This window comes from Shewanella sp. S23-S33, assembly GCF_043359565.1.
Lineage (GTDB): Bacteria > Pseudomonadota > Gammaproteobacteria > Enterobacterales > Shewanellaceae > Shewanella > Shewanella oncorhynchi.
In genome coordinates, this window is the sequence record NZ_JBHFFD010000077.1 from 1 (window position 1) to 17814 (window position 17814).

At 46.0% G+C, this 17814-nt stretch carries 18 protein-coding genes and 1 pseudogene; 8 read left to right on the forward strand and 11 right to left on the reverse strand.

What is annotated here, in order from left to right; translation table 11 throughout:
• From ACHA99_RS22105 to ACHA99_RS22115, 3 genes and pseudogenes are all read right to left on the reverse strand, one after another.
• Positions 1-356: pseudogene (locus ACHA99_RS22105) on the reverse strand (hypothetical protein); the annotation flags it as partial.
• A 160-nt stretch (positions 357-516) separates the two neighbouring features.
• Positions 517-1386, reverse strand: coding sequence for a hypothetical protein (locus ACHA99_RS22110; RefSeq protein WP_393945008.1), 870 nt, complete (start codon positions 1384-1386; stop codon positions 517-519).
• Between the two features lie 182 nt (positions 1387-1568).
• Complete coding sequence (locus ACHA99_RS22115) at positions 1569-2441, reverse strand: hypothetical protein (protein ID WP_393945010.1); 873 nt, start codon at positions 2439-2441, stop codon at positions 1569-1571.
• 558 nt (positions 2442-2999) lie between these two features.
• Here ACHA99_RS22115 and ACHA99_RS22120 point away from each other — a divergent pair.
• Positions 3000-3257, forward strand: coding sequence for a YceK/YidQ family lipoprotein (locus ACHA99_RS22120; protein WP_251068942.1), 258 nt, complete (start codon positions 3000-3002; stop codon positions 3255-3257).
• Between the two features lie 165 nt (positions 3258-3422).
• Here the strand turns inward: ACHA99_RS22120 and ACHA99_RS22125 are convergent, their stop codons facing one another.
• A complete protein-coding gene (locus tag ACHA99_RS22125; protein ID WP_263179382.1) occupies positions 3423-4544 on the reverse strand; it encodes an aminotransferase class V-fold PLP-dependent enzyme in 1122 nt (373 codons plus the stop codon).
• Between the two features lie 4 nt (positions 4545-4548).
• Complete coding sequence (locus ACHA99_RS22130) at positions 4549-5727, reverse strand: monodechloroaminopyrrolnitrin synthase PrnB family protein (protein ID WP_105251111.1); 1179 nt, start codon at positions 5725-5727, stop codon at positions 4549-4551.
• A gap of 264 nt (positions 5728-5991) precedes the next feature.
• Here ACHA99_RS22130 and ACHA99_RS22135 point away from each other — a divergent pair, with 264 nt between their 5' ends.
• The 4 genes from ACHA99_RS22135 (at position 5992) to ACHA99_RS22150 (ending at position 9343) form a co-directional block, all read left to right on the forward strand.
• Complete coding sequence (locus ACHA99_RS22135; RefSeq protein WP_105251110.1) at positions 5992-7335, forward strand: anaerobic C4-dicarboxylate transporter; 1344 nt, start codon at positions 5992-5994, stop codon at positions 7333-7335.
• Between the two features lie 235 nt (positions 7336-7570).
• Complete coding sequence (locus tag ACHA99_RS22140; protein ID WP_393945013.1) at positions 7571-8191, forward strand: CHAP domain-containing protein; 621 nt, start codon at positions 7571-7573, stop codon at positions 8189-8191.
• Positions 8192-8203: 12 nt separating this feature from the next.
• Positions 8204-8794: a hypothetical protein gene (locus ACHA99_RS22145; protein WP_393945015.1), complete on the forward strand. Its 591-nt coding sequence runs from the start codon at positions 8204-8206 to the stop codon at positions 8792-8794.
• 36 nt (positions 8795-8830) lie between these two features.
• Positions 8831-9343 carry a M23 family metallopeptidase gene (locus ACHA99_RS22150; RefSeq protein WP_168826445.1) on the forward strand — a complete coding sequence of 171 codons (513 nt, stop codon included), beginning with the start codon at positions 8831-8833 and terminating at the stop codon, positions 9341-9343.
• Positions 9344-9362: 19 nt separating this feature from the next.
• On the opposite strand, the gene ACHA99_RS22155 is transcribed toward ACHA99_RS22150, so the two are convergent.
• Positions 9363-9554, reverse strand: coding sequence for a DUF2986 domain-containing protein (locus ACHA99_RS22155; RefSeq protein ID WP_219234725.1), 192 nt, complete (start codon positions 9552-9554; stop codon positions 9363-9365).
• A gap of 423 nt (positions 9555-9977) precedes the next feature.
• Here ACHA99_RS22155 and ACHA99_RS22160 point away from each other — a divergent pair, with 423 nt between their 5' ends.
• A complete protein-coding gene (locus ACHA99_RS22160; RefSeq protein ID WP_168826443.1) occupies positions 9978-12155 on the forward strand; it encodes a TonB-dependent receptor in 2178 nt (725 codons plus the stop codon).
• A gap of 72 nt (positions 12156-12227) precedes the next feature.
• On the opposite strand, the gene ACHA99_RS22165 is transcribed toward ACHA99_RS22160, so the two are convergent.
• Positions 12228-12395: a YqaE/Pmp3 family membrane protein gene (locus tag ACHA99_RS22165; protein WP_006079767.1), complete on the reverse strand. Its 168-nt coding sequence runs from the start codon at positions 12393-12395 to the stop codon at positions 12228-12230.
• A 259-nt stretch (positions 12396-12654) separates the two neighbouring features.
• On the opposite strand from ACHA99_RS22165, the gene ACHA99_RS22170 reads away from it, so the two are divergent.
• Entirely contained in the window at positions 12655-13824 is a 1170-nt protein-coding gene (locus ACHA99_RS22170; RefSeq protein ID WP_393945019.1) for a GGDEF domain-containing protein, read from the forward strand.
• A 26-nt stretch (positions 13825-13850) separates the two neighbouring features.
• On the opposite strand, the gene ACHA99_RS22175 is transcribed toward ACHA99_RS22170, so the two are convergent.
• The 4 genes from ACHA99_RS22175 to ACHA99_RS22190 are packed head-to-tail and all read right to left on the reverse strand — an operon-like array spanning position 13851 to position 17142.
• A complete protein-coding gene (locus tag ACHA99_RS22175; RefSeq protein WP_393945021.1) occupies positions 13851-14543 on the reverse strand; it encodes a TIGR01621 family pseudouridine synthase in 693 nt (230 codons plus the stop codon).
• Between the two features lie 33 nt (positions 14544-14576).
• On the reverse strand, positions 14577-15833 hold the full coding sequence (locus ACHA99_RS22180; RefSeq protein ID WP_263196907.1) for a HAMP domain-containing sensor histidine kinase: 1257 nt from the start codon (positions 15831-15833) through the stop codon (positions 14577-14579).
• Between the two features lie 49 nt (positions 15834-15882).
• Positions 15883-16560, reverse strand: a complete 678-nt coding sequence (locus ACHA99_RS22185) for a response regulator transcription factor (protein WP_006079763.1) — start codon at positions 16558-16560, stop codon at positions 15883-15885.
• Positions 16561-16620: 60 nt separating this feature from the next.
• Positions 16621-17142, reverse strand: a complete 522-nt coding sequence (locus ACHA99_RS22190) for a hypothetical protein (protein ID WP_131524044.1) — start codon at positions 17140-17142, stop codon at positions 16621-16623.
• Positions 17143-17626: 484 nt separating this feature from the next.
• On the opposite strand from ACHA99_RS22190, the gene ACHA99_RS22195 reads away from it, so the two are divergent.
• Positions 17627-17791 (forward strand): hypothetical protein, encoded by a 165-nt coding sequence (locus ACHA99_RS22195; RefSeq protein WP_105251095.1) that lies wholly within the window; start codon positions 17627-17629, stop codon positions 17789-17791.
• Positions 17792-17814: the final 23 nt, after the last annotated feature.

Genomic DNA, 17814 nt, shown 5'->3' on the forward strand with positions numbered 1-17814 from the left:
TTGTCTGCAAACCAGAGGTAACGAGCAGATAGGAACATTATTAGGGCCATGATGATTAACCCCATACCCAAGCTAGTATCGCCAGATAACAAATAGCTCCCTATAAGTGCTAAACAGCCACACGGGATCAGGAAGGTTAACCAAAATAGACCATAGACAGTCGCCACCCGAATATCCCACTCATAAAGCGTGGGCGCCTCTCGCACCCGCTGCAGACGCAACTGATAGAGCCGGTCTTGCTCCTCTTGGGGTAATTGCAGGTACTCACTGCGCGGCAGGTCTTCATACCGACTGTCGTCCAACAGTTGTGTCTCTTGCTCTGTCGACGCCGACTGCGGCGCTGCCCTCTTATTCATATAGCTATTCCTTTGCTGTGCCCACGGTACTGCATGGTCATCGTTAACAGCTCGAACTTAATGTCTTCTCACCCTTGACGATCTCGCCGCTAAAGGTCTGTTAGCCTGTATCCAGATAATGGTCGTAATTAGCGCCAGTAACAGGCGCGAGAAAAAAACGTTAACTGGGCAGGGGATTCTCAGGGGCAAAATCTGACAATTGGACTGGTTCGCCGTCACGGATGCCAACTTTAGAGAGGCCAACTATTCGTTCATTTTTCAATAAAAAGAGTTCCGACCCCAGTAATTGCTTCATCAGTAGCGACAACACTTTATGCATATCTTCGGGATGGCAATAACAGTCGAGATTTGAATAATATCCGAAATAAAACCTGTCTGTATCACACGATATATATGGCCTCTTGTGGGTCACTTTTATCATATGGGGGTGTCCACGCTTGATAGCACTTATTGAGGTGGTTTCTACATTTTTAAAACCAGTAAAGAAAAATGCCCCCAGAGCCATTCCGCCTGCACCAATCAGCGCTGCGGGACCTAAAAAGGCCACCCCGACAATACAAACCACCACTCCAAACCAAGCCAGCCCCCGCACTACCGCGTAGGCTGCATCCGGAATCGCATCATGATAGGTGGTAACTAAACCCTCGGTGGTGAGTCGATAATGGTACTGTTTGTCTGCAAACCAGAGATAACGAGCAGATAGGCACATAATTAGAGCCATGATGATTAACCCTATACCCAAGCTAGTATCGCCAGATAGCAAATAGCACCCTATAAGTGCTAAGCAACCACACGGGATCAGGAAGGTTAACCAAAATAGACCATAGACAGTCGCCACCCGAATATCCCACTCATAAAGCGTGGGCGCCTCGCGTACCCGCTGCTGACGCAACTGATAGAGCCGATCTTGCTCCTCTTGGGGTAATTGCAGGAACTCACTGCGTGGCAAATCTTCATACCGGCTGTCGTTCAACGGTTGTGTGTCTTGCTCTGTCGACGCTGACTGCTGCGGCGCTGCTCTCTTATTCATATAGCTATTCCTTTGCTGTGCCCACGGACTGCACGGTCATCGTTAACCTACCCACACAGCTCGCACTTAATGTTTTCTCACTCTTGACGATCTTGCCGCTATAAGGCCTGTTAGCATCTTGGTGGCAAAGCTGCCACTGATGACACCGAATCTCACGCCAATAACAGGCGCGAAAGAAAGCGTTAGACGGCATGGGTATTCTCAGGGGCGAAATCTGACAGTTGGGCAGGTTCGCCTGACTCAAATGACGCAAATGGTACGTCATCTAACACGCGCTCATTTTTAAATACACGGATTTCAGAATCAGGTAACTGCGTCATCAGCAATGACAAGATAATGTGCATCTTATCCAATGGGCAATGAAGACGGATACTTGCACGTAAGCCCATTGTTCGTACATCCGATTGGCAGGCAATAAATGGACGATTCCGCGTTACCTTAATCAAATGACGATGCCCATTTTTTATAGGACTCTCATAAGTTGTCTCTATATTTTTAAAACCTGTGAAGAAAAATGCCCCCAGAGCCATTCCGCCTGCACCAATCAGTGCTGCTGGGCCTAAAAAGGCCACTCCGACAATACAAACCACCACCCCAAACCAAGCCAGTCCCCGCACTACCGCGTAGGCGGCATCCGGAATCGCGTCATGATAGGTGGTAACTAACCCCTCGGTGGTGAGCCGATAATGGTACTGTTTGTCGGCCAACCAGAGGTAGCGGATAAATGGCGCAAAAATCAGTGCCATGAAAAAAAAACCATACCATTGGTCAGACTCATACCAATGCGCCACCAAGCCAATCAGCACCATTATCACGCAGGGAATAATGACAACGAGCCACCCCATGCCATACACAGTCGCTACCTTAATATCCCACTCATAGAGGGTCGGTGCCTCGCGTACCCGCTGCTGACGTAGCTTATTGAGCCGGTCTTGCTCCTCTTGGGGTAATTGCAGGAACTCACTGCGCGGCAGGTCTTCATACCGGCTGTCGTCCAACGGTTGTGTGTCTTGCTCTGTCGACGCCGACTGCTGCTGCGCTGCTTTATTGTTCATCCTGTAACCTCTCGGTAGACTCTACTTGTAGCGTGGTCATCGCCAAGCAGTAAATCCAGTCATCCATTTTAAATCAGCAACATAATATGCTCTCGGCCTACCCTCAAGCGAATATTTACTGAAACAGTTTTAAGGAAAGTAATAAAAGTAGCTAGATGGCCAGCGAGGGAAGTGGAGACTGATTTTAAAGAGTATGTTCAAAACTCATCTGAGTTCTGCAAGAGCACGGCATACAAACCTCAATGATTAATACCAATCCAAAACAAGAGTCGCCGTTAACAACTAGGTTATTGAGGTTGGCTGTATCTCGTTTCTGTTGATGAATAATTGACAGATATAATCATATAGTTAGAATGCCAAGCTGTTGAAACAGAACAGGTTGGCGTCAAATGAAACCAGATCTGGTTCCACATCACTAACGCTCTCAGTTGATCAAGTGAGTAGGTCATACCGAAGCAATACAGTTTTTCACATATAAACAATGGAGTGGTTATGCGTTGGTTGACTTGGTTGGTCGTGTGCTGTTCTCTCACGGGATGTGCAACGATAACGTCGAGGATGGGAGAAGATTCAACTTGGGGTCATTCTTTCTCAAGTGTGCAAACGGCTGTTGATAATGGCGAGGAGTGTATGATTATCTCCGCGTTGGCGGCCCCGCCCTTGCTGCTCTTTACCATCCCGCTGACACTCGTTGATATGAGCAGTGCGTTGATCATCGATACTGTTATGCTACCTGCAGATTTAGCGATCACGCCCAGCGATCCAAAGCTCCACACCCCACGCCCCATGGTCTGCCGCTATGACTACAAGATTTAAGCATGATCGCACCCAATAAATAACCTCAAGTTGCCTGTGTGGCGGTGAATTAACGCCGACATACGGGAACGACCATGTCGCGGTTTGCCTCCATGAGTGTTGTGCCTTGTTAGTTGTAATTACGTAGTACAACCTAGCCTAGTAAGCCATTTTAAATCATTTAAGTTAGCGATTTGCTTTAATCACATCAAGTAACAACTTGATATCGGACATATTGTTATAAATATGCGGAGAAATCCGGATCCCCATACTGCGGGCGTCGACACTAATATTCGCGTTCGCCAATGCCGTCATCATTTGATGCTGCTGTTTACCAAACTGCAGAATAAGCGTGCCGCTGCGCTTTTCAGTATCCCGCGGCGACACAAACTCATGGTCGAGCTCTTGTGCCACGGCATCAATCAATTGCTGATTGTATTTACGCAGCAACGGAGTACCTAAACCAGCAAGATAATGAATGCTATGGGTGGCAATGGCATAAGGCGCGATTGATGGTGTCCCTCCCCAAAAGCGCAGTGCGGAATGCTGGTAACGAAAATCATGGATATCAAATTCGAACGGATTCTCGTGGCTAAACCAACCCACATCCTTAGGCTGACAACTCTCCAATATGGCGGGATTAACCCAAAGATAGGCAGCACCAGGGCCACCGCAGAGCCATTTCACACTCGAACCGATTAAAAAATCGGGTTGTAGGCGCGCGAGATCCAGCGGAATAATCCCCGCCGATTGCGCTACATCCACTAAGCTCAAACAGCCTCGCTCACGGGCTATGGTGAAAATATTGGCTAATGGCGCCTGCTGCCCCGTATTCGAGTAAGCATGGCTGACAAACACCAGATCCACATCGCGGCTGATATGCGCATCCCACACATTAGGGTCGGTGATATCGAGCCCTTTAGGAATAAAGCGTACTTCGCAACTGGCAGGCAGCGCTTTTTTAAGGGCAAAACCCATGCTGGGAAAATCAATCTCACTCATTAACACAACGGCGTGTTCGCGGTTCAATCTGTCGAGGGACATGACAATTTTAGTCAGCGCACTGGAAAGATTGACCTGAGGGCAAAAATCCTTTTGGTGGCCGTTAAATAGTTTAGATAAAGCAAAGGTAAAATCATCAATCACACCCAGCCACTGGCCCCAAGGTTCACGCCCCGACTCCTGCCAAGGCGCAAAAAAGGCTTCTTTAAAGACCTGCTCGGTCGATTTTAATGGCCGGCCAACGGAATGGTTTAATAGATATCCTGGACCTGCTAGGTAAAAGTCCTTTTTAAAATCTTCAAACATAGTGTTATCTCAAACTCTCTTTTAGTTTTTTAATATCACAATAACGAGTCCGAATATCGCTGCGCTGAGCGGCGGCGCGTCTGTCTCTGAGTCGCTCCAATGAGCCGAGTAGCACATGCAGTGGCGGACCACTCGCGGTAACTTTAGCTAAATGCTGCTGCTCCATACTTGTCGAAGGCTCAGCAATATATTTAGTTACTAACTCATTATGATGCTGAATCGCAGTCTCGCCATGTAATTCGCAGACTTCGATAAAGAGTCGCAAGTTTTCTTGATACCAATCTTGGGTTGAGCAGTCTTTTGCCTGCAGGAAGTCATCCATCAAATTCGGCCGACGCATGCACTCACGCAATATCTGTTGATCCTCTGGCATCATGTACAAAAACTTGTCCACCAGCATTTGCGAGTAGGAAGCTTCATTGGCGAAACAAAGACCTAGCGTTAAATCGATGACATTAATTCCTGCAAAATCCCCGGCGTTAGCGCCGCGATAAATGACTGAGCCCACCCGATAAGGTTTGTAGTAAGGGCGAACACAGTAAAAGAAACGATCCGTATCTAATCGATTGAATAATTGAGTATTCGACTCAATCACATCTTGTAATGCCTGTTTAGCGACTCGCAGTAAATCGTGGCTGATGGGATGGGAAATGCCCAAAGGCTGGATCTTCAATAGCGCATCGGCGGCGCGTTTATAGGCCAAAATGCCTTTAGTGTTGTAATCCACAAACAGCTTTTCGGCGCTCAGATCGGTAAAGCGCTTATAAATGCCATTGTGGGCACGATTGTGCGTGGTTAAATGTGCGGTGGCAAAGCGCGGCGTGACGCCTATTGAAGCGCCAATATGCATGGCGAGCGCAGAAGCCTCAGCTAATGGCGATGTCGTTTCCCGCGAGGGCTCGGTAATTTCATGGCGCCGACAGGCCGCCATATATAAGCCCACATTGCCGAGTAAATCGAAGGCACTGTCGAAACCTTCATCAGTATTCCCCTCATCGAGCAAGGTCTTAATCAACTCTCGCCCTTCGCTCTCCAGCGCCAACTTAGCTTCTGCGCCGATATCGAGCACATTGGCCCGATCTGTTTGTTGGTAGTAAAGCTGTTCTAGCTCGGAATTGAGTTCCACAAAGCGGCTGCGGATCCAATCATCAAAGGCTTCGGTATTAAAGGTGGCAGGTTTCACGGGCTTATCCTTGAGTATTGTTATCGTTCTTTTAAACGGAGTGAGCTCAAAGCGTTAGCCCAATCCGTAAAACTCGTAACCAGAATGCAACTTATCGCCACGTGTTTCTAGCGTTAGGTCAAATTTCCGAAAAAACTAATGCCATTTTTTATTTACACCATGCGCCAGCGCAATTTTTCAAACACTTTTACTCCGCAGAATGTTCCTGAAGACACTCATCACTCAACTAATAGCTAAGCGGTAAGTTCCGCAGAGGTAAATCGAATGATTTTAATGGAATTTATAGTAGTGCTTAGCTGCCTACTGCTAGGTACCCGCTACGGCGGCATGGGACTCGGCCTCATCAGCGGTATTGGCTTATTTTTACTGATTTTTGTTTTCGGTTTAGCGCCGGGACAACCGCCAGTACAAGTTATGCTAACCATACTTGCAGTCATTGGCTGTGCAGCCGTATTGCAAACCGCGGGTGGATTAGATGTGATGATGCAGTATGCCGAGCGCTTACTGCGCCGTCATCCACAATACATCACGATTCTAGCGCCGCTGACCACGTGGACGCTGACCTTCCTTTGCGGTACTGGCCATGTGGTTTACACCATGTTCCCGATTATTTCCGATATCGCGCTGAAGAAAAATATTCGCCCAGAGCGCCCAATGGCGGTGGCATCTGTCGCCTCGCAAATGGCAATTTGTGCTTCGCCCGTGTCGGTAGCTGTGGTGTCTATGGTGTCGATTCTGGCATCACAACAGGGTGTAGGCCGTGCTTACAATCTGCTCGAAATTTTAATGGTGTCAGTGCCAGCATCGCTTTGCGGTGTCATGGCTGCTGCACTTTGGAGTCTGCGTCGTGGTAAAGATTTAGATAAAGATGAAGAATTTCAAGAACGCATTAAAGATCCAGTCCAAAGAGCCTTTATCTATGACAAGAGCGAAACCCTGTTAAATCAAAAATATCCGAAGGAAGCTTACTGGGCAACGGGGATTTTCTTCACCGCTATCGCTGCTGTGGTACTGTTAGGTTCATTTAGTGAATTGCGTCCCGCCTTTGACGTTAAAGGTAAGTCGACCTTGCTCTCGATGAACTTAGTGATCCAGATGATGATGTTAATTGCAGGTGCTTTTATCCTGATGACCTGTAAAGTCAAACCGACTAACATCTCTAACGGTCCCGTTTTTAAAGCGGGCATGGTGGCAATTTTCTCAGTATTTGGTGTGGCGTGGATGAGCGATACTTTCTTCATCAGCCATATGGATGTACTGCAGGAAAACCTGTCCCATGTAGTACAAAGCCAGCCTTGGACCTATGCCTTAGTGCTGTTTCTCATCTCTAAGCTTGTTAATAGCCAAGCGGCAGCACTCACAGCAATCGCACCTATGGGACTCGCCTTAGGGGTCGATCCAAAACTCTTAATCGCCTTCCTCCCTGCAAGCTACGGTTATTTCGTGCTACCAACCTATCCAAGTGATCTGGCCTGTATCGGCTTTGACCGTTCAGGTACGACTAAAATAGGTAAGTTCATAATTAACCACAGCTTTATCATTCCAGGCTTTATCGGTGTAGCGACAGCATCGGCTGTCGGTTATCTACTCGCAACCGCTTTACTCTAACCTCCACAAATAACAAAGGCCGCTGATGCGGCCTTTGTTTTAGATAACCTTAGATCACACAAAAGTATTAACCTGTGCCAATATAAAACCCATACCCTAGACGTCCATGTTCTTCAGAACATAAAATACGCAGCCCGAAAGTGAGATAAGTATCTTACTCAACAACTCTTTTTAGCTTGCCGTACTAAAGATGATTAAACGCTTATCCATTCTATTAGCATTTTTCACGATACTGATGGGGCTCGTATACTGTGCCTGCAGTCTGATAACTCGGATTAACTTTAATTCCCACCATCAAGTAGGAGAAGTCATCGACACTCTAAACGGGGTTAATATCTATTATAACGGAGGAGTTAATGCCCATTCAGGACGCAACCTATCTATAGATGGTTATAACTTAGGTATTCAATATCAATGTGTTGAATTTGTTAAGCGCTACTTTTACCAACGCTACCAGCATAAAATGCCTGACGCTTTAGGCCATGCTAGAGACTTTTTTGATAACAAGTTAAGCGATGGCATGTGGAATGAAAAACGCGCTATGCGGCAATACACTAATGCGAGTCAGACCAAACCTATGCAGGATGATCTACTCGTGTTTTCTCCATGGATATTTAACCCCTATGGTCACGTTGCGATCATTGCCTCAGTTACCGATAGCAGTATTGAAATTGCCCAGCAAAATCCCGGCCCCTTTGGCCCATCACGCGAACGGTTGGCATTAATTCAACAAAACGGCCTCTGGTATATTGATGCGCCTCGAGTAAAAGGTTGGTTAAGATGGCAGGCCCAGGAAATCACAACATCCCCGATTGCAGAATCCGCAAATACGCCATTCCCCAGTAAGGTTCACTGAGAAATAACAATAATGTCAGTATTAACTTGGATTAAACAACGCCTTGCACGTAATAGTGATAGCCTCAAGCAATCTAGGCCACAAACTGAGTTACGCACTGTTTTTCATCAAACCCAGATGCCCAATATCAGCTTGCCAATCATACAAACCTATCCACTCGTTGTACCTATGAACAGAGAAAATATTTTTGCTTATCAATTGCATTGCTTGCTGACTTACCAAGGGAAAGAGGCCTTAAACACTTTACTTAGCCAGGCAGGCTTTAACACATTGCCCGAGCAAACGGTCAACTTTAACGGTTTTATCGAACACCCAACCCAAGCGACCTGCGTATTACTGAACCAATATGACGATTTTGCGGGTGTGTGCATAACCTTAGTGACCAATGACAAACCCTTGCTAGAAGCATTAATCAGATTCAAATCCGCCCCGCCCAATCCATGGGAAAGCTTTCCCAATATCGATCCCGATACCCTCGGCAGTCTTCAAGGTAATATTGACTTTTGGTGCAGCTATTTTTGGCGCCCATATTGGCTATCGCTTTCAGAAGTCGAGCGCTTGCAATATCCTGAAAGTTGGCGGGAATTTAGCGAGTTTCATTAAAACTTAAGTACGCAAACACTTAATGCAGGATAAAAAATGAAATTGAAATATGTTGGATTAGCACTGACGTTACTGCTACTTGGTGGTTATCTGATCCCTGAGTCACCCGCGATCCCAGTAAAAGGTGCCAGCAGTAAAGATTGGAACAGCCAAACCTTTTGGTATGAACCTTGGGGTCCATCGGGCGTTCACAAGGGGATAGATATTTTCGCCGCCAAAAACACCGCAGTGATTGCGCCAACGCCTATGCTGATCTTGTATCGAGGTGACTTCTTCAAAGGAGGAAATGTGGTGGTTGGTTTAGGTCCGAAATGGCAAATTCATTACTTTGCCCATTTAGCACAAATTGAATCAGCCACGGGATTGATTGCCTACCAAGGTGACACTTTGGGTACTGTCGGCGATACGGGCAATGCACAAGGTAAACCGCCCCATTTGCACTATTCCATTTTGAGCTTATTGCCTAAACCTTGGCTGATGGATACTTCAACCCAAGGTTATAAAAAGGCCTTTTATCAAAACCCTATCGAGTATTTAACTGCACTATAGGCTTAACTACTTACTTTAATCAGCTTATTGGCAGTCCAATATCAAGCTGAGGTTCTGCGGTTTTTGATGGGATTTCATGCTCAACTGCCGCAGCTAATGCTTCTCTCTCTGCCTTCGCAATATATTTAGGTTTATTGCTAGATTGCAGTTTGGCATTGGCCTTTTTTGCTTTGCTCTTCAAGGTTTGATTAATCTTCTTTTTACGGTTCATCAGAGTACCAATGCGAGATACGGTATAAAGGGGTGCGATTATAGCCTTCCATCAACACGCCAGACAATCGAAAGCACTAAGGCAAACGCGTAGCCCAATCAAATAATCAAACATGCGACTAAGCATAGATCTCCTAAATCAAAGACAAATGCCAAAAAAGGTAATGCCTTACCGACATGAAATCGCATTATATGTATGGCCTTTACGGTAAAATCTCTCGATACCGAGTGCTGTGTCGCAATTTATTCATACTGTCGTCAAATCATGCAATTTCCTGTATGGCGTGACTAGACAAGCTGTAATTCCTCCCCTAAAATCGCGAATAATAAAAATCGTTATCATTTGCAATACAATTTAATGGAATATTAACCTATGCCAAGGGAGCCGGTGTAACAAACTCATTCGCCCTTAGCAGGAAGTTATATGACATTCAAAACCTCGTTTGTTGCTTTAGCCGTATTGGCAGCGTTAACCCAATCCGCTGCGGCCCAAGATGCCACCGACAACAGTCCAAACAACAAAAATAAAGACATAGAAAAAATCACTGTCACCGCGAGTCGAATGGATAAATCCCCCAGCTCGATCCCCAATACTGTCACTATCATCGACCGTGCCCAATTAGAAGAACAGTTCCGCACCACTAAAGATTTATCGACGATTATCGGTAACTTAGCGCCTAGCTTTTCACCGAGCCGCCAGAAGATGAGTAACACAGGTGAAACCCTGCGTGGTCGTCCGCCATTGATTATGATCGACGGCGTGCCTCAATCGAACCCACTTCGCAGTGGTGGTAGAGAAGGACAAACCATAGATCCTGCCATGATTGAGCGCATCGAAATCATTCACGGCGCCAATGCAATGCACGGTCTCGGTGCCCAAGGCGGCATCATCAACTACATCACTAAAAAGCCAACAGGCGACAGCGAACAGGTTGCTAGTTTCGATGTCACAGTGCCTGATTCAATGAAATCCAATGGCTTAAGCTTTGGTGCTAGCTATGCGTTTTCTGGCGAATCAGAATTTATCGACATGATAGGTTCGGTTAGCTACCGCAATAATGGCGTCTATTACGATGCCAATCATAACGTAGTGGGTGTCGACACGACTCAAGGCGAGTCGATGGATAGTCAGAGTAAAGACTTCTTCATCAAGCTTGGCCATAACTTCGATGAGTCTCGCCTTGAATTAATGGTTAACCATTACAATGCAGACAACAATGGCGATTGGATGCCCGTTGCAGGTGACAAGCCCAATGGTGTACCCACAGGTGCAGTTAAAGAAACTCAGCCATGGGAAGCCGCCAACAACCAAGTGACCACCACAAGTTTGACTTACACCCACGCCAATATTGGTGGCCAGCAACTTAGCCTACAACTCTTTAATCAAGATTTTAAAGCGGTTTATGGCGGTGGCTGTTTCGATAGCTTCTACGATCCATCCTTCGAAGGCAGCGACCAAGTCATCCAATGCGGTGTCGGCAGTAAAGGTGAAAGCTTGTACTACGAGCAATCGCGTAACTCTTCGGTTAAATGGGGTTTAAAAAGCGCCTTGATCGCTAAGGATATTGCCGGTTCAGGAATTGATGCGGCCTACGGTGTCGACCTTTTTCGCGATACCACTGAGCAAGATTTAGTAAAAACTGGCTTTTCATGGGTTCCCGAAAGTACCTATGACAACGTTGCGCCATACTTGCAGTTAGATTATGACTTAATTGAAAATTTAACCTTATCGACCGGTGTTCGTTACGAACATGCCGAGTTAAGTGTCGATGACTACAAAACCCTATGGGGTGCAGGCAATAAGCAAATTGCGGGAGGTTCAGCCACCTTCGATGAAACCTTATTTAACGTCGGTATCTCTTATAAAATCACTCCTGACATTCGCGTTTATACCAGTTATAACCAAGGTTTTGGCATGCCGGATATCGGCCGAATTCTGCGTGATGGTAAAAGCTTCCCCGGCGACAATCCCAGCATAGATGGCTCACTGGCGCTCACGCCGATAGTCACAGATAACGTTGAGGTCGGCGCCGATTACCAAGGTAAATACTTAAGCGCTAAGCTAGCTTACTATCGTTCCGCCACTGATTTTGGCTCACGTTTGGCCTTAAATAGTGATGGTTTCTACGACGTGAAGCGCGAAAAGAGTGTGATCGATGGTATTGAAGCCAATGTCACCGCCTACATTACCAGCAATGATGATCTCGGCATGAATATCGCCTTCCAGCAGGGCGAATACGATTCAAATGGTGATAGCCAAGTCGATACCGATCTCGATGGTGCAAATATTTCACCAAACCGTATCAACCTGTTCTGGACCCATAGCTTCGATAATGAAATGTCGACCCGCGTTCAAGCCAATTACTACATGGACCGCGATTTTAAAAACGCGGCGGGCAATAAGTATGCAGAGTTTGATGGTTACACGACAGTAGATGCTTCCTTCTCAATGCCGCTTTACACTGGCACCCTGAGCCTAGGTTTGCAAAATCTATTTAATAAGGATTATTTCAATTATTACTCACAAACCATGGGTACAAATGATCGTTATTTCAAAGGGATGGGGCGTACTGCAACAATAGGCTACACCTTGCCTTTCTAAGTGAAAGGCCCATTTTGAAACATAAAAAAGCGCAATTACATTGCGCTTTTTTATTGTGTGGAAGAAAGCAAATTATGCCTTGGTCACGACCCAGAGTGCGTGTAATAAACCAGGGAACCAGAACAGTAAACATAACACTATGTTTATTAGCAGATCTTTACCCGCTCCCGCCTTCAAAAATACAGCAACTGGCGGCAATAAAATCGCAATAATGACTAAAAGTAGTTTATTTGTATCCATAACAGAACATCCTCAAAACGGAGATTGTAGGCAAATCAACAAGATCTAACTTCGCAGGAAGACTCAGAATTTGCAAACCTTTTAGTTTGCAAGGCGTAAATAATCCCAGTAGCAGCCTAAATGAAGGTCCTTACCATTTCCTAAAATGAAAAGGGATATTCAACCCATTATCTGTCCAGAGTAGACTAAGATATCCAGTAAACTCCAACCGAAAATCCCTAAAAGCATCTATAGTTAAAGAAAAATATGAAGTAAAAGAATGATATTTGATCCCCAAGCCTTATTACTCATCAAGTTTATTTGCCTGCTGACTAGCACGGCTGCCGTCGCATGGGGACTCATTGCACAACCGTTAAAAATTGCCACTCAAGCCAGTATGCGCTTTTCTCTGGCGAACTTGTTCGTCCTCCTTGGCATCATACTCAACAGCCAACGCACCGAAGCCTCCAGTTACTTTTTTTGGTTCTGCTCGGATATGGCGATTTTATTTGGCTTCATTCTAGCGCGTTGGGGAACGAAGGCGCTTTTTAGACTCAAGCCCAGCGTAAAATCGGATCTTATTCTTTTAGCACTCACCGCTAGTGTGATGCTCTTGGTTCCACCTAATTTCAGCTCCGAACGCATTTTGGCCATCGCATTCTCAGCCTGCGCCGCGCTCATTTTCGCCATGTTGACTCGAGATAACTATCTTGCCATCAAACGCGATACGGGAAATCGAGTTGCCATCGCTATGGTCATGCCCTTAGTCGCCATGGTGGGTATTTTTATCATTCGTATCTTTATCGCCTTACTCTCTCCCGAAGAAAGTCCGATGTTTATCGCCATGCACACGCAAGAAGCCATACCTGTGCTTTGGTTCTATGTCTTTCTGGCCCTATTGATCAATATCGTGATGATAGGTAATGCCATGACGCGGCTTGTCAGTAAAATCCGCCTGTTAGCGGAGCGAGACCAACTCACAGGCCTGTGGAATCGCCGTGCTATGCATAAGTTTTTAAACAATATCCATCAACGCTGGCTGCGGGATAAAGTACCTTACAGTATGATTTTATTGGATCTTGATCATTTTAAAGACATAAACGATCAATATGGGCACGATGCGGGCGATCTCGCCCTGCTGACGGCGGCGAGACTGTTTGGATCGGTATTGCGAGAAAATGACGCCCTATGTCGTCACGGTGGAGAGGAGTTTCTGGTGATTTTACCCGCGACTGATGCACCCGCGGCCAGAGTCGTCGCCGAGAAATTGCATCAAGTACTTAAGGAAAATTCATTTATCTGGCAAGGTGTTACGATTAAAATCCATGCCAGTTTAGGTTACGCCACGATTTATCAAGGATGCCAACCTGACAAACTACTCATTCAAGCAGACCAAGCTATGTACCGCGCAAAATCTGAGGGCAGAGACCGTATTTGCCAAGCTTGCTAGGCTTTTGCAACATAACGCTGCAAAGATTAATCTCCTTTCGCAGGCCAAGCCAAAGTATCGGGCTCACGCCATGAAACTAGCGCCTCAGTGGCACCTTCAGCGTCAAAATGCTCACCTTGAGTCGGCAAATCCCGATAAGCGTAATCACGCCAACCTGTCACATCATCACCATAGCGAAAATGCAGACAATAGGCATGCAGATAACACCGATCCGCAGCATCTCCGCCGTATAAATCATCCCCTAAAATGGGTACACCTAAGCTCGCCAAGGCGACTCTTAATTGATGGGTTTTACCTGAGTGGGGTTTAAGCAAATATAAACGCAATCCCTCACCAACACTCAAGGAGAAAAACTGCGTAATCGCTGGATTCTCTTTAGTCCGTAGTAACTTAAACATGCTACGACGCGACTTTGCCATGTCACCAATCACCCAGCCTTGCTTCTTCTTCGGCTTGCCTTTCGCGAGGGCGAGGTAATATTTCTGCACTTTATGGGCGGTAAATAGCTCAGTAAATTGCTTAGCGGCGACGGCGCTCTTGGCCAGAATCAACAGACCGGACGTGGGCGTGTCTAATCTATGCACGGCAAAAAGCTTAATCCCTAAATCTTGCTCAGCCTGCGCCACCACGCCTGCAGTCCCATCCTGACTGTGGAAATGCACTTTGGCTGATTTGGAAATAACAATAAAATCAGCCTCATCGGCTATGATTCGATACATGGAGTACTCGGCGTTGTAATGCGGATCATCGACTTAAAACTGAATAGTGACGACTAAGCCAGGATGATTATCCGTGAGATTAATTTTGGCATTGTGCCGTGAGAGAATCGCTTTGACCATAGATAATCCTAAACCAGTGCCCTGTAAATGCCGGCTAGGGTCGAGGCGCACTAAACGTTCGAACACTCTTTCTTTACTCTCGTCTGGAATACCAGGGCCATTATCACGGATCTGTATTTGTGGGCCTGACTGAATAATCTCAATCCGCGCACCTTGGCCAGAATACTTCATCGCATTATCGACAAGATTATATAAGGCTTGGAATAATAAGTATTTGTCCCCAAAAACCTTATGGTCAGCCAGCAGCGATAAACTCAAGGTTTGCTCGTTAGATTCAGCCACAGCATCGGCCATATCCAATAAGTCAGTACACAGTTGCGCTAGGCTTAACTCCTGCAAATCGAGCGTCTGCTGACCTTCTTCGATACGCGTGAGCGATAACATGGCATCAAACGTCGCTAAACAATGATCGAGTTCCTCGGTCAAAATGGCGCAACCTTCGCTAATCTCATTGCTCGGCTTACTCGCCAACTCTTCAATACCAATACGGATATGTGACAGTGGAGTACGTAAATCATGGGCGATATTATCGGTCGCACCACGCACTGCCATCAGGTTATTTTCGAGAATATCTAGCACATTATTAAACTGCAGCGCCAACATATCGAACTCATCCTGACGCCAACTCAAGGGTAAGCGGGTGTCATAATGACCGCGTTCAATCTGTTCACTCAAGCGGTTGTATTGCACTAATCGACGTAAAATCGCCTTAGAAAATAGATAGCCGAGCGCTAAAGTCAACACTACGGTAAGCATGACGGCCGTCGCGGCGGCACTGATAAACTTATCAATTAACGTCGCTAAGTTATCGGTACGGGTCGCAATCAACACTGGGCCGTAACGGGTCATCACTAGGCCGCCGGTAAGAATATGCAGCTTATCTGGGCCACCGGTTAAGATGGGGAAATCCCGCGTTTGCGGCAGCATAGGCATGCCTTCTGGCATAAAGCTCAAGGCACCGACCATATCGTAGCTATTACGCCAAGCGATCAGGGCCGTTTGTGGATCAGCGGCGCGAATTTGAGCGGCAAAACTACGGCGATCAACCGTTAGGGCAAGTTGCTGATAACGTTGGGTCTCTGACTCTAAATATTGAGTCACTTGATACTGCTGCTCAATAATCAACTGTCGATAAAGGGCAAATAGCAACGCCCCGATGATCACTATCACTAAGGTCGAAAAAACGATTGTGATGCGCCAGGCGCTGCTTTGGTAAGGCTTAATGCCTTTGTCGTAAGCGATAACCCGCTCCCCTCACGGTTTCGATAAGCTCGCCATGGCCTAACTCTTCAAATTTACGGCGTAATTTTGCGATATGCACATCGATGACGTTAGTGCGCGGATCGAAGTGATAATCCCACACTGCTTCGAACAATAAGGTGCGGCTAATAACTTGATTAGCATGTTCCATCAGATACTTAAGTAACTGAAACTCTTTCGGCTGTAGCATCAACTCCTGCCCGTCTAAAGTGACATTACGGGTCAGTAACTCCATCTTCAAACCACCAACAACGAGATCAGTTGTCACAGGCACAGATTGGCCACGGTGCATCAGTTTTTCAGCGCGGACTAATAATTCGGAGAAAGCAAAGGGCTTAGTCATATAGTCGTCGCCACCTGCCCGCAAGCCTTTTACTCGCTCATCGACATGCGCTAAAGCGGATAAAATCAGCACTGGTGTTTGATTACCCGTTGCCCTTAAGGCGGCCAGCAATTTTAAGCCATCGAGCTGAGGTAACATGCGGTCGAGGATCACGAGATCGTACTGACTACTCGTCGCGAGTGACAGACCTTGATGGCCATCGCTCGCTGTTTCGATATTGTGGCCCTGCTCAAGAAATCCTTTGACGATGTAATCAATCGTCGTCGCATCATCTTCAACTAAAAGTATTTTCATCTGTATGTTGCGCTCCTCAATCTTAAGCACTCGTGTGAGCACTCGATTGACTTAGATATTTCAATCCCACTTGAGTAAAGGTAACGGTCGTAAATTTTCGACATCAAAGGCCAACTTAAACTTACCCGTATCGTCTAGCAGCTTAAGTTCTAAGTAACTGATACCTAAGTCGTGGTCTAATTTTGCTTCGGTTAAGAAGGCTTTATGATCTTTAGTGGCCTTAATGATTAGACCTGAAAAGGTTTGATCTTTTGCCGCGATCATACGCGTTGCCTCAACCTCACCCAGATCATCGGCGCTTACTTTACTCGCCTTTTGTTTCAGTAACTTACCATCACGGGCACGATATTCAAACCGCGTTATAGAGTTTGCTAAAGGATTAATTAACTCAAATTGATAGACTAATTCACCCTCTTGCTCTTCCATATGAAATTCGGCAATCACACCGGAGAACCCTTTTTCAATCTGCTGCATAACGCTCAACGGCGGTACATAGTCTCCACCCGCAAACATCGAATACATGCTCTGAGCCGCCGTTGCGACACCAGATACCAACATGAATCCTAGCAACCATAGTCTCATGGCCCCTCCATATAAATCAGCTAAGTTTGTATCTTATGAGACAATCAGTTAGAAGTCGATGGACCTATTGCGCCTGTATGCAATTCCAAGCTAATCCCTCACAATTTACCACTGGATATAGAATCACACTGTGTCAGCATTAATTCTGGTTCGGCCATCAATTGATCTGAAATCCAACGTCAACAGAACCTAAATCGCTGATAAGCCAAACACTAAATCATTTTGTGGCTAATGTGTTAAGTCTACCTAATACCAGCTTAAACACCGATGGAAACAAGATTAAGCTTTGATCATCTGAGGATTTTTAAACATGACATTTTCAGTGATAACACTCAATTTCGCCATTTAGAATCAAGAGGATTGAATTTTAGCGGGTATTTTAGTCTATCTGTGTCATTAAAAAGTGGGATTGGCAAATAAATCGCCCTCGACTAAAGTCAGATAACTTAGCATCAGGTAACGGTATTTTTTAATCGGAGCGAAAATGAAACCAGTCATACGATGGATAAGCTTAAGCTTGTTACTAATAGCAGCATTAAGCGCTTATGCCTATGGCAGCGCCACCAGTGCATTGGTGTTCATCATCTTAGGCATGCTATTGGAAGGGACATTTTGGATTGGATTACTCGGTAAGCGAAAAACAAAATAAACAGCCTCAGTTAATTTGCATCT

Excerpts from the sequence above, each read along its gene's own strand:
- ACHA99_RS22160 (WP_168826443.1), top strand. The coding sequence starts at position 9,978 with ATGACATTCAAAACCTCGTTTGTTGCTTTAGCCGTATTGGCAGCGTTA.
- ACHA99_RS22140 (WP_393945013.1), top strand. The coding sequence starts at position 7,571 with ATGGGGCTCGTATACTGTGCCTGCAGTCTGATAACTCGGATTAACTTT.
- ACHA99_RS22190 (WP_131524044.1), bottom strand. The coding sequence starts at position 17,142 with ATGAGACTATGGTTGCTAGGATTCATGTTGGTATCTGGTGTCGCAACG.
- ACHA99_RS22145 (WP_393945015.1), top strand. The coding sequence starts at position 8,204 with ATGTCAGTATTAACTTGGATTAAACAACGCCTTGCACGTAATAGTGAT.
- ACHA99_RS22175 (WP_393945021.1), bottom strand. The coding sequence starts at position 14,543 with ATGTATCGAATCATAGCCGATGAGGCTGATTTTATTGTTATTTCCAAA.
- ACHA99_RS22150 (WP_168826445.1), top strand. The coding sequence starts at position 8,831 with ATGAAATTGAAATATGTTGGATTAGCACTGACGTTACTGCTACTTGGT.
- ACHA99_RS22135 (WP_105251110.1), top strand. The coding sequence starts at position 5,992 with ATGATTTTAATGGAATTTATAGTAGTGCTTAGCTGCCTACTGCTAGGT.
- ACHA99_RS22125 (WP_263179382.1), bottom strand. The coding sequence starts at position 4,544 with ATGTTTGAAGATTTTAAAAAGGACTTTTACCTAGCAGGTCCAGGATAT.
- ACHA99_RS22110 (WP_393945008.1), bottom strand. The coding sequence starts at position 1,386 with ATGAATAAGAGAGCAGCGCCGCAGCAGTCAGCGTCGACAGAGCAAGAC.
- ACHA99_RS22185 (WP_006079763.1), bottom strand. The coding sequence starts at position 16,560 with ATGAAAATACTTTTAGTTGAAGATGATGCGACGACGATTGATTACATC.
- ACHA99_RS22155 (WP_219234725.1), bottom strand. The coding sequence starts at position 9,554 with ATGAACCGTAAAAAGAAGATTAATCAAACCTTGAAGAGCAAAGCAAAA.
- ACHA99_RS22195 (WP_105251095.1), top strand. The coding sequence starts at position 17,627 with ATGAAACCAGTCATACGATGGATAAGCTTAAGCTTGTTACTAATAGCA.
- ACHA99_RS22120 (WP_251068942.1), top strand. The coding sequence starts at position 3,000 with ATGGGAGAAGATTCAACTTGGGGTCATTCTTTCTCAAGTGTGCAAACG.
- ACHA99_RS22170 (WP_393945019.1), top strand. The coding sequence starts at position 12,655 with ATGATATTTGATCCCCAAGCCTTATTACTCATCAAGTTTATTTGCCTG.
- ACHA99_RS22115 (WP_393945010.1), bottom strand. The coding sequence starts at position 2,441 with ATGAACAATAAAGCAGCGCAGCAGCAGTCGGCGTCGACAGAGCAAGAC.
- ACHA99_RS22165 (WP_006079767.1), bottom strand. The coding sequence starts at position 12,395 with ATGGATACAAATAAACTACTTTTAGTCATTATTGCGATTTTATTGCCG.